General features: G+C 57.3%; 12 protein-coding genes. 6 read left to right on the forward strand and 6 right to left on the reverse strand.

From position 1 onward, the window contains the following. The first annotated feature begins 253 nt into the window (after positions 1–253). A complete protein-coding gene (locus ACR0DY_RS00095; protein WP_480480482.1) occupies positions 254–1099 on the forward strand; it encodes a HalD/BesD family halogenase in 846 nt (281 codons plus the stop codon). A 47-nt stretch (positions 1100–1146) separates the two neighbouring features. After that, positions 1147–1530 carry a bleomycin resistance protein gene (locus ACR0DY_RS00100; RefSeq protein WP_209596686.1) on the forward strand — a complete coding sequence of 128 codons (384 nt, stop codon included), beginning with the start codon at positions 1147–1149 and terminating at the stop codon, positions 1528–1530. An 82-nt stretch (positions 1531–1612) separates the two neighbouring features. Here the strand turns inward: ACR0DY_RS00100 and ACR0DY_RS00105 are convergent, their stop codons facing one another. Together ACR0DY_RS00105 and ACR0DY_RS00110 are read right to left on the reverse strand one after the other, a co-directional pair. Beyond that, a complete protein-coding gene (locus tag ACR0DY_RS00105) occupies positions 1613–2260 on the reverse strand; it encodes a response regulator transcription factor (protein ID WP_267363844.1) in 648 nt (215 codons plus the stop codon). Next, positions 2257–3690 carry a cache domain-containing protein gene (locus tag ACR0DY_RS00110; protein WP_209503642.1) on the reverse strand — a complete coding sequence of 478 codons (1434 nt, stop codon included), beginning with the start codon at positions 3688–3690 and terminating at the stop codon, positions 2257–2259. The genes ACR0DY_RS00105 and ACR0DY_RS00110 overlap by 4 nt, the downstream gene beginning before the upstream one ends. Before the next feature lie 245 nt (positions 3691–3935). Here ACR0DY_RS00110 and ACR0DY_RS00115 point away from each other — a divergent pair, with 245 nt between their 5' ends. From ACR0DY_RS00115 to ACR0DY_RS00125, 3 genes are all read left to right on the forward strand, one after another. Then, entirely contained in the window at positions 3936–5018 is a 1083-nt protein-coding gene (locus ACR0DY_RS00115) for a TRAP transporter substrate-binding protein (RefSeq protein ID WP_267363846.1), read from the forward strand. A 122-nt stretch (positions 5019–5140) separates the two neighbouring features. After that, on the forward strand, positions 5141–6067 hold the full coding sequence (locus tag ACR0DY_RS00120; protein ID WP_267363848.1) for a TRAP transporter small permease subunit: 927 nt from the start codon (positions 5141–5143) through the stop codon (positions 6065–6067). A 17-nt stretch (positions 6068–6084) separates the two neighbouring features. Beyond that, complete coding sequence (locus ACR0DY_RS00125; RefSeq protein ID WP_480545446.1) at positions 6085–8439, forward strand: TRAP transporter large permease; 2355 nt, start codon at positions 6085–6087, stop codon at positions 8437–8439. 134 nt (positions 8440–8573) lie between these two features. On the opposite strand, the gene ACR0DY_RS00130 is transcribed toward ACR0DY_RS00125, so the two are convergent. The 4 genes from ACR0DY_RS00130 to ACR0DY_RS00145 all read right to left on the reverse strand — a co-directional run bounded on the left by ACR0DY_RS00130 (position 8574) and on the right by ACR0DY_RS00145 (position 10791). Beyond that, the gene (locus ACR0DY_RS00130; protein WP_480480488.1) at positions 8574–8963 is read right to left on the reverse strand and encodes a VOC family protein; all 390 of its coding nucleotides are present in this window, start codon (positions 8961–8963) and stop codon (positions 8574–8576) included. A gap of 7 nt (positions 8964–8970) precedes the next feature. Next, entirely contained in the window at positions 8971–9795 is an 825-nt protein-coding gene (locus tag ACR0DY_RS00135) for an arginyltransferase (RefSeq protein WP_480480490.1), read from the reverse strand. A 75-nt stretch (positions 9796–9870) separates the two neighbouring features. After that, a complete protein-coding gene (locus ACR0DY_RS00140; RefSeq protein ID WP_209596678.1) occupies positions 9871–10302 on the reverse strand; it encodes an RDD family protein in 432 nt (143 codons plus the stop codon). Between the two features lie 66 nt (positions 10303–10368). Next, complete coding sequence (locus tag ACR0DY_RS00145) at positions 10369–10791, reverse strand: DUF2852 domain-containing protein (RefSeq protein WP_209503649.1); 423 nt, start codon at positions 10789–10791, stop codon at positions 10369–10371. A gap of 148 nt (positions 10792–10939) precedes the next feature. Here ACR0DY_RS00145 and ACR0DY_RS00150 point away from each other — a divergent pair, with 148 nt between their 5' ends. Next, positions 10940–11323 (forward strand): DUF4440 domain-containing protein, encoded by a 384-nt coding sequence (locus tag ACR0DY_RS00150; RefSeq protein WP_480545449.1) that lies wholly within the window; start codon positions 10940–10942, stop codon positions 11321–11323. Positions 11324–11370 lie beyond the last annotated feature (47 nt).

Consider the following 11370-nt stretch of genomic DNA (forward strand, 5'->3'; position numbering starts at 1 on the left):
GGACATTATGGTCGGGGGGGAGGAGCGTCAACAGGCAAATCTACCAATTTTCTATCTCAATGGCGGTATTTTGCGAAATTTTGTTGCGCAGATTGCCGCATGCCCGGAATTTCCGGGAAAAGGGTGGGCGTTCTCCTGAGGGCGGGACATTTATGAAGGTCTGAATGCGGCAGGCCGATGTCTGAAACTGGCATGATCCGGCGTTTTGTCTGGGTCACGCTGACCTTGTGTGCGCAAACGAGGGAGGCAGAGCATGTTACAGGACCTGGTAGATCTGGGGCAGTATCCGATCGATCGCCCGGATTCGCCAGCTTACAGGCGATTGATCGGGGATTTGCGGCGCGAGTTGGAACAGGACGGATGTGCGGTTCTACCGGGTTTCGCACACGCGCAAGGGATCGAGCTGTTGGTGCAGGAGGCAGATGAGGTGGCACCCAATGCACACCGGTCTTTCAATCGCACAAATGCCTATTTCACCAAAGACGACCCACGGTTCGACGCCGCCCATCCGATCAGACGGTTCTATGACCGTTCGAACGCGTTTGTTCCTGCCGACAATTTTGCGCATTCCGGTCCTTTGCGCAGGATTTACGAGTTTAGCGGATTTCTTCCTTTCATTCGGGATGCGCTGGATGAGCCTGAGGACCGCTTCTTTCGTTACGATGATCCATTGGCAGACGTGATCATCAATGTCGTGGAGGAGGGGCGGGGCTTTCCCTGGCATTTCGACACCAACAACTACACCGTGACACTGGCGATCCAGAATGGCGAGCAGGGCGGTGCATTCGAATACGCACCCAATCTGCGCACAGCCGAGGATGAAAATTTCGATCAGGTCGCGTCGGTTCTGGACGGAAACAAGGCGCGCGTTCATCGGCTGGACCTGCAACCTGGGGACCTACAGATATTCAAAGGCCGCTATTCCCTGCACAGAGTCGCCCCGGTCAAGGGCACACGGCGGCGGTATGTGGGGATCTTTTCATTTGTCGAGGCCGAAGGCATGTGCGGCGGGATCGAGCGGACGCAGCAGCTTTATGGACGCGTGTTGCCGCACCATTACGAGCGTGCGGGTTTGCGAAGGGATCAGTTGCTGGATTAACAGATCATCACGGGTAAACTGAAACTATTTCCTGTTCGGAGCTTCAGATGCCCAAGATTTTGCAACTTACCCCATTTGTGCTGTGTTCATCCTTGCAGAACCAGATTGATTTCTACTGTAAGCGACTAGGATTTACCTGTAGCTTCAAGCAGGACAATTACGCATTTTTGTCACTTGGCCCGGTCGCCATTCGGTTGTTGGAATGCCCACCGCGAGAGGATGGCAAGGCGTTGGGCGACGACCAGTCGTTTTATATTGATGTAGACGATATCGACGGCTTTTATGAAAATTTGCGGGCTGGGTTGGCCGATCTGCCCGAGGGGCGCGTTCGGCCTCCGTTCGACCAACCTTATTTGCAGCGTGAGTTTCACATTCTGGATGAAGACGGAACACTTGTGTTCTTTGGTCAGGATATCAGACCCCGGGCGTGAACGCTCCCGCCTGTTATCGCTATGCCTGCGGCAAGCCTCCTCTAGTTGGGTAAGGCAGCACTGGGCTGCGACCGCGCATCGATCAGAAGCCGACCCCGGTGCCTTGCAGCATGCCATGTTCCAGCGCGTAGCGGGTCAGCCCGGCAGTCGAGGAAATTCCCAGTTTGCGCTTGATGTTCTTGCGATGCGTTTCAACCGTGCGCACCGAGATATCCAGCTTTTGCGCAACCTCTTTGTTTGATTTGCCCTGCGCCAGTTCCAGCAGAATTGTTTGCTCGCGCCCTGTCAGCGCCTCGCGTGCGTTGTCGCCTTTGGGTTTCAGGGACCCACTGGCACCGGTGCACAGATACTGCTCACCCCGCATGACCGCATCGATGGCCTGCTTGATCTCTTCGGTTGGGACATCTTTGAGAACATAGCCTTTTGCGCCGTGGCTGAGCGCGGTCGAAATGTATTCGGGGCTGTCATGCATCGACAGGATCAGGATGCGCGTATCGGGCAGGCGTTCCAGAATGATTTCCGTGGCGCTGAGTCCGCCGAGGCCAGGCATGTTCAGGTCCATCAGGATGACATCCGGGGCGAGGCCAACCGCCTGATCCACCGCGGCCTGACCGCTGCCGAGTGTTCCAACCACTTCGATATCGTCGTAGCTTTCAAGGATCGACTGAATGCCCTCGGCCACCATGGGATGATCGTCGACAATAAGAACTCGGATGTTTTTGGCGCTCATGTACCGGCCTTTCGGTTCGGAGTTGCGTCTTCCTGCGGTGGCAACAGGTGGCTCAGCGGCAGACTGGCCTCGATCACCGTTCCGCCGCGCGGTCCGCGTGATGACAGAATACGCAGCGATCCGTCAAGTTGTTCAATTCGTTCCTGCATGTTGCGCAGGCCGATGCCTGTGGTCGGGGTCCCGGATTCTGCGCGCAACCCACGGCCATTGTCGGTGATCCGCATGGTTGCGCCTTTCTTGTGGCCACGCAGGTCAATTGTAACATAAGAGGCATCCGCGTGGCGTTCGATATTTGTCAGCGCCTCTTGTGCGATGCGATAAAGCGCGATCTTGCTGTCCTGATCCAGCCGGTTTCGGAAAACGACGGTGGAAAATTCGGTCTCGATCCCGGTTCGTTCGCGAAAATCGTCGGTCAGAGCCTTCAACGCAGGTCCGAGACCAAGGTCGTCCAGCACGCCGGGGCGCAGGTCGCGGCTGATGCGGCGCACCTCGGTGATGGCGGTGCGAAGATGGTCGATGCCTTTGTCCAGCGGATCGCGCGCACCCGCATCATCGCCGCGCAACAGACGGCGGCGCGCATTGTCCAGCGCATAGCGTACACCCACAAGGATCTGGCTGATGCCATCATGCAGTTCGCGGGCAACCCGGCCGCGTTCTTCTTCCTGCGCGTCGAAGACACGTTGCGTCAGTTCCTTCAGCTTGGCATCCGCCAACCGCCGCTCGCGAATGTTCAGCAACATGCCCGAGGCAAAGACAATCAGAACGGCGGCAACAACAATGGCGCCGATATACATGAAGGTGCGCTGTACACGAGCCTCGACCTCGGCCCTTGCGTTGGCGACCGTGGCGACAATGTCGTCAATGAAGACCCCGGTACCCACGACCCAGCGCCAGTCCTGCAACCCGACGACATAGGCGATCATCTGCGCCTCATCCCCGGTCGAGGGTTTTTCCCACATGAAGCTGTGCCACCCGGCCCCCTGACGGGCGAGGCGAATGAACTCGTCAACGATGGGCGTGCCATCGCTGTCGGTCAGACCTTCCCAGTTGCGGTTGATAAATTGTGTCTGACGGGGGCTGACCAGATTGTTGCCATCATAGTCGTAAACAAAAAAGAACCCGTCCTGCCCATAGATCATTGCCGAGAGTATCTGCGAGACAAGGTTCTTTGATACCTCGTCATCCGGTTCAGCGCGGCCATAGATATAGGCAAAACCATTGCGCGCCTGCGTCACGTAGTTGCGCAGTTCTTCTTTCTTGGCTTCTATCAGGCTGCGCTCCAGGGCTTCGATCTCGCGCTCGGCGGTCGCACGTGCCTCATATGCGACAAGCACAGCGATTGCGGCCACGGCCACAACCAGCGGGATTGCGGCCACCAGCGACAGTTTCTGCGCATAGGTCAGCGAGACCAGATGTCGAAGTCTTTGCATGGACGAATCGATACGCAAGCGGCGGCAAAAATGCAAAAAGATTGGCGTTGGTCTGTGAAATTCCGGTATTTGGGCCGTTTTTGTTGGAGTTTTCGTTCGGAAATTTCACCGCATCCCCAAAAGAAATCGATTCTCTACGCAGTAGTAGGTATTCCCTTTCGCTTCGCTCACATTAGGCTGACGCGCACTGAATGCGACAGGTCCGGTTCTGCCGGATCGTGACTATGAAGGGGAGGAACACTCATATGGATCGTCGTTCATTTCTGAAAAAATCCGCGCTGGGCGGTTCGGCAGCTGCAGCAACCGCTCTGGCGGCTCCGGCCTATGCACAGGGACAGCGCACACTGACCATGGTGACCTCGTGGGGTCGTGGTCTGGCTGGCGTGTTTGACAGCGCGCAGCGTTGTGCCGACAGCATCAACGCCATGTCGGATGGCAGCCTGAATGTTGAAATCAAAGCGGCAGGCGAATTGGTTGGCGCGTTCGAGGTGTTTGACGCGGTGTCGTCCGGTCAGGCCGACATGTATCACGCCGCTGACTATTACTTTGTGGGTCAGCACCCAGGTTACGCCTTCTTTACGGCCGTGCCCTTCGGCATGACCGCACAGGAACTGGTGAACTGGTACTATCATGACGGCGGTATGGAGCTGCATGATGAGCTGGGCGAAATCTTTGGCCTGAAGTCTTTCCTGGCCGGTAACACCGGTGCGCAGGCGGGCGGCTGGTTCTCGAAAGAAATCAACAGCCCCGAAGACTTCAATGGTCTGAAGTTCCGTATGCCCGGTCTGGGCGGCAAAGCACTGGGCAAACTGGGCGCGTCTGTTCAGAACATCCCCGGTTCCGAAGTGTATCAAGCGCTGTCGTCTGGCGCGATTGACGGAACCGAGTGGATCGGACCCTGGGCCGACGAAAAGGCGGGCTTCCAGGAAATCACCAAGACCTACTACACCGCGGGCTTCCACGAGCCGGGCGCAGGTCTGTCGCTGGCAACCAACCGCGACGTGTTCAATGAACTGACACCGGCCCAGCAGAAGATCATCGAGATTGCTGCCGCAGAAGCACACCAGTGGAACCTGGCGCAATTCCTGGCCAACAACGGTGCAGCGCTGCAGCGCCTGCAGGCCGGTGGTGTCAAGGTCCTGGAATTCCCTGACAGTGTCTGGGATGCGTTCGGCAAGGCCAGCCAGGAAGTTCTGGACGAGAACATGGGCGATGAGCTGTTCAAGAAGATCCACGACAGCGCAATGCCGTCGATGGCGGCTTCGTCGGCATGGAACAACCTGTCGTCGGGTGTCTACACCGCACAGCGTGACCGTGTTCGCGGCTAATCCTTCCTGATCAAAGGAAAAACGGTTTCCCCGCACCTTGCGGGGAAACCTTTCCCGTTGCGTGAAAGGACTTGGGCAAGCCACAATAGGCCTGCGCGCAACTGAGACGACCTGGGGACAACATGCAGGACGAAAACGGTATCTCGTTCTTCGGCGCCCTGTGGAATGGACTGGTCTGGTTCATTCAGAACATTGCCGAAGCCTTCTATAATTTCGGATATGCGATCACGCATCCGCAGCTCTGGCTGGACTGGTCTGACAAGGCGTCGATCATGCGCTTTGTCTACTACGGCGGTTCGGTCGAATTCTTCTTTGTGGTGTTCACCTTCTTTCTGGTTCTGACAGCCGTCGGGTTGTATTACAGAAACTTTATGTGGGCCATCGTGCGTGGCCTGGAAGGGTTTGCAAACACCACCGGGCGGTTCTTTGCCTGGGCGGGTCTGCTGATGGTAATCCAGCAGATTGTCATCGTATTCATGCAACGGGTCTTTACCCGTCCCGATATGTCCTTCGGTCTGGGAATACCGTTCCAGATGGATATCAGCTGGTTCGCGGAAGAGCTGAAACTGTATAACGCCATGGTCGTCTGTCTGTGCTGTACATACACATTTGTGCAGGGCGGGCATGTGCGCGTTGATCTGATCTATGCCGGTATCAGCCACCGCGCCAAGCGCGTGGTCGATATGTGCGGTGCGTTACTGTTCATGATGCCAATGGCGGTGCTGACCTGGATGTACGGCTGGTTCTTCCTGTGGCGTCACCTGATCGTGCCGAACCCTTCGGCCAGTGACGCGCTGGACCGTCTGGTAGCCAAGTCCCGTGCCTTGCGCTGGAACGTGGAAACCATCGGGTTCAGCCCTAACGGGTTCAATGCCTACTTCCTGTTCAAGATCCTTCTGGTGGCTTTTGCGGCCATGGTGTTCCTGCACGCCATCGCGTTTTTGTACCGGTCATATCTGGAATACGTGGAAGGACCGGACAGCGTTGGAAAATACCTCGACAAGGACAGCCTTGGTGAGGGTGAAGAAGCCTATGAAGGCGCGCATTAAGGGCGGAGACAAAGACAATGCTATTCGGACTTGATGGCGTCGAGATAGGCCTCATTATCGTATTCTTTTGCCTTTTCGGGGGCATTCTTTCCGGCTTTCCGGTGGCTTTTGCCATCGGCGGGGCAGGGATTATATCCTTTGGCATCATCGCCGCGCTGGACAGTGCGGGGTTGCTGATCCACCAGGCGATTGACGTTGGATCGCAAAGTTATCGGGACCTTGTGAATTCCGGAATCAAGCCGGACACCATATCGGTGTTCCGATACCCGGATTTGCCAAGGCTCGCCGAACCGGTTTTTGCCTCGGGCTGGGAGACCGCGCTGGACCGGAACGTGTCGTTCATCGTGAACCGCATGAACGAGCGGGTTCTGGCCGGTCAATCCATCGAGACCCTTCTGGCCGTGCTCATGTTTGTTCTGATGGGCATCACGCTGGAACGTTCAAAGATTGCCAACGATCTTCTGACGACGATGGCGCGCGTTTTTGGCCCGCTTCCGGGTGGTCTGGCCGTGTCGATTGTGGTTGTGGGGGCGTTCCTTGCGGCTTCGACCGGTATCGTTGGCGCGACCGTTGTGACGATGGGCCTGCTGGCGCTTCCAACCATGTTGCGCAACAACTATTCGCCGGAACTGGCGACCGGTGTGATCGCGGCATCGGGCACCTTGGGGCAAATCATTCCACCGTCGATCGTGATCGTCCTGCTGGGCACATTGGCGGGGGATCTGTATTCGACAGCGCAGGAAACCCGGGCTGTTGAAGCCGGTTGTACCGACGCGCTGACCTATCTGGGTGAGCCTGCGGTTGTCTCGGTCGGAACATTGTTCCAGGCTGCGCTGCTGCCGGGGATCATGCTGGCGCTGCTCTACGCGCTCTACGCCTTTGGCTATGCGCTGCTGAACCCGCACAAAGCGCCTGCTGTGGCTGTGTCCGGTGGCTCCGGGGAACCCATAACGCGGTCAGAAGGCCTGACATGGTTGCTGGGCGCGCCGGTTGCCCTGATCGTCGGCGCGATCCTTTTGGGCAATGTTGGTGTGATCGGAAGCCAGAATATCTCTGTCTCGGCCTTTTCGGACATCGGCGAGGGTGCGTCGCTGAGGACCAACGTGTCGGCAGAGTGCAAGGCGTCGATGATCGATCTGCACGGGCAGGTTGCCTGGGATCAGGCTGTTGCCGAGCAGGAGGCAATTGATGCCGCTGGCGGCGCAACCGAAGCGCATCGCCTGACAGAAGAGGAACTGGCGACCGAACAGCAAAAAAGGATTGCCGATGCGGCGCCGATCGGCACCGGTGTGGCGGTTACCCTTGTTCTGCTGGGGCTGACCCTGGTTCTGGGCCGTGGTATCGCACCGTCGCGGTCACCGCAGCCGCTGATCCTTGGCGCGATCGGGCTGTTGCTGATGGCATTGGTCGATATCCTGATGATATCGCCTACCACATCCTCTGGCGTGACTTTCGTGTTGCTCGCCCTGCCGTTCGCGCTGGCCATGTATGGTTGCAAAGAGGCTGCGGCCCGCTGTGCCACAAACGATCTGATCCGCGTGGTCTTCCCGCCGCTTGTTCTTATCATCGCGGTGCTGGGCTCGATCCTGGGAGGTGTCACCAATCCGACACCGGCGGCTGCGCTGGGCGCGGGTGGCGCGATCATGCTGGCGGCCTATCGCAAGCTGCAGGATCAGGGCCGTTCGGGCAAAGTGGTCATCTGGTCGACCTTCGCCGTTGTCATTGCACTGCTGATGGGGGTCAACTTTGACCTGCGTATCAATCAAGGCAGTGTGACGGTGGAAACCTGGATCGCCTTCATCATTGCTTATGCGGCCTATCTGTACGCCCTGTTCGGGCTGCTGTACGGATGCTGGGTGCTCTATTCCAGCGGTGTTTTGACCCCGGTGGTGCGTGAGACAGCCAAAGTGACCTCGATGGTGTTCACCATCCTGATCGGATCGCAGTTGCTGAACCTCGTGGTGATTTCATTCGGAGGGGAGCATTATATCCAGCAATTCCTGAAGAGCTTTGACAACGAGTTCACGGTTTTCCTGATCGTGATGCTGGTGCTGTTCATTCTGGGGTTCGTGCTGGATTTCCTCGAGATCATCTACATCGTGATCCCCATCGTGGGCCCGGTGATCTATGGCGGCTCGTTCGATCCGAAATGGGTCACGATCATGGTGGCGGTGAACCTTCAGACGTCGTTCCTGACGCCACCTTTCGGGTTTGCGTTGTTCTACCTTCGAGGGGTTGCGCCGAAAGAGGTCACAACAGGTCATATTTATCGCGGGATCGTTCCGTTTGTTCTGATCCAGGTGATGGGGATCGCGATCTTGTGGTTCTTCCCGACGATTGTCACGATCGTTCCGGACCTGATGCCAAACTGATCCGATCCGGAAGAGAATATTGCAAAGGGGGCCGGCTGGCCCCCTTTTCTGTTTATTTCGGGCAAGGGGCCAGCCCCTTCTTGGCCTGCGGCCAATTCATCCCCGGGATACTTATAGCCAGATGAAGATGCGGATCAGGTGAACTGGATCAGGTCCCAGCGATTGCCGAAGGGATCACGCCAGACAGCGACGATGCCATAGGGTTCGTGGCGTGGGTCTTCTTCGAAATGGACATCCCCGGCGCGCATATCTGCGTGGTCACGATAAAAGTCATCGGTTTGCAGGAAGAACCCAACGCGCCCGCCGGTCTGGTTGCCTATGGCGGCGGTTTGTTCGGGTCCGTCAGCCTTTGCCAGAAGAAGACAGCCGCTATCCGAACCGGGAGGCGCGACCAGAACCCAGCGCTTGCCATTGCCGAGGTCTATGTCCTTGATAAGTTGGAAGCTGAGCGTCTTTGTATAAAACAAGATGGCGTCGTCGTAATCCGGCACCACAAGGGTGACGGCATGCAGGCTTTGTTTCATCGCGCGGTCAGCCTTTGGTCGGGTGCCGGTCAGGGAGCTGGATATTGGCGACCTGTTCGGCGATTGGCGGCGCCGACAAGGGGTGATGCGATGTGCCGGTATAGGCATCCGGATCACTGATTTTTTGCCAGCCCCCCTGAATATAGGCCTCGAGCCCTGAAAACTTGGCTTTGTAGCCCATCTTGGGGCTGCCGGGGACCCAGTACCCCAGATAGATATAGGGCAGGCCCGCCTCACGTGCGATGTCGATATGGTCGAGGATCATGTAGGTGCCGAGTGAGTTCTGCGGCTGTTCCGGGTCGTAGAAGGAATAGACCATACTTAGCCCGTCATCGAGCACATCGGTCAGGCTGACGGCGATCAACTCGCCCGTTTCAGGATCGGCATATTCCACAACGCGGCTGCGGATCGGTGTTTCCTCGATCATCGCGGCGAATTCGAAAACATCCATGTCAGCCATGCCGCCATCGGCGTGACGGGTATCAAGATAACGGCGGAACAGCTCGTATTGCTCATCCGTGGCCCATGGCGAGGTTGCGCGGCGTTCCAGGTAACCATTCCGCCTTGCTGCGCGCTTCTGGCTTTTGGTCGGCCTGAAGGCTGAAACATCGATCCGGGCCGACAGGCAGGCTGCGCAATCCGTACACGAAGGACGGTAGAGTACATTCTGAGACCGGCGAAATCCTTGTTGAGACAGGGAGTTGTTCAGCTGTTCAGCCCCTTCGCCTTGCAGGGCGGTGAACAGTTTACGTTCCATCCTGCCGCCAAGATAAGGGCAGGGCTGCGGTGCCGTGACATAGAATTGTGGCGCAATTGGCAGCGTATGTCGCATGAAATCCCCATCCAACCTCGGGAGGGATGATAGCAACCGTTCCCGAGACCGCCAAGTGTTTCACGCAACCTTGCGTCAGGCCCGTTGGTTGATCATCACGGTGCCCAGAAAACTGTCGGTCAGACCCTGGCCACGGGCGCTGGTCATCATCATGATGACCGAGATGATCTGGACCACGGGAAAGGCCATGCTGACAAAATAGCCGGCAGTGTGGGCAAGCGCCTTGCCCAAGTCCATTCGTTCTCCGAACGCGTCACGCAGCTCGATCCCCATAAAGCGCATTCCCAGCGTGGCTGAGCCGTTGGCGATGGTCACCACCCGGTAGACGAAACTGACAACGGCGTAGATCAGGGCCAGGAAAAACAGACCCAGAAACGCAGTAAAGAGGATTGCCACCGTGCAAAGCAGCGAAATGAAGGCGATATCGAACAGCCAGGCGACAAAGCGTTTGGTTGTCACGGAACGATAGAAATCGGGTTGGGTGTCCGGGTTGGGCAGATGGTTCATTCGATAGGTCCGAAAAACTGGGGTAGGGGCACCCTGTCCCGAAACACCGGGGCAGGGCAAGGTCAATCAGGCGGGCTCGCCCTTGCCGTCTTCGTCATGGTTCTCGCGGGCGCGTTCATCCATGAATTGGTCGAATTCGGCCTTGTCCTTGGCGTCACGCAGGCGGCGCAGGAATGCTTCGAAATCCTGTTGTTCGCGTTCCAGGCGGGCCAGTGTATCTGCTTTGTAGGCGTCAAAGGCGCTGTTGCCCGAGGGCTTCATTGCACTCATGTGGCTGTGCCAGGATTTGCGGCGGTTGCAGGATTTGCTGAACATGCGTTTGCTCCAGATCATATAGGCCAGCAGGGCAAGTCCAACGGGCCAGAAGAAGATAAATCCAAGAACCATGGCGGCGATCCAGGCCCCTTTGCCTTTGTCATCCAGCCAGGCCTCGGTTCGATAAAGCCATCCCGGATTCGCGGGGACGGCGGGGTCGGACAATGCGGTCATTTGAGCTCTCCAGGGTTGATGTAAACTCTATTCACATTGCATAGATGGGGTATCGTTTGGTTGGGTGCAAGGGGTAATGTGAAAAAGATTTACATTAAGCAATCCGGTTGACGTTTCAGGATCTGGCTCGCAGGTTCTGGGTATGGATATGACGGACAACAAAGCTGCCCCTGCACTAAAGGACATTCTTGAACTGGAAACGCAGGTCTGGGTGGCGCTGGTTGAAGGCGATGCAAGCGCCGACCGCGCCTTGCTGAGCGCGGATTTTCTGGGCGTTTATCCCACGGGTTTTGCCAATCGGGACGATCACGTCGGGCAATTTGCAGATGCGCCAACGATGGCCGAGTTTGATCTGAGTGATGCCCGGTTACGCATTCTGACCCCGGATATCGTCTTGTTGTCCTACCGTGCCGACTACCTGCGCCCGGGCGCAGATCGGCGCGAGGCAATGCTGATTTCATCTTTGTGGGAAAGAAGAAACGACGTTTGGATCAACAGCTTCAGTCAGGATACGCCGGTTCAGGTAACCTGATCAGAATGCCCCATTGACGATTACGCGCCGCAATGCGCAGGGTGCGC

The sequence above is a fragment of the Ruegeria sp. O6 genome, from assembly GCF_056535045.1.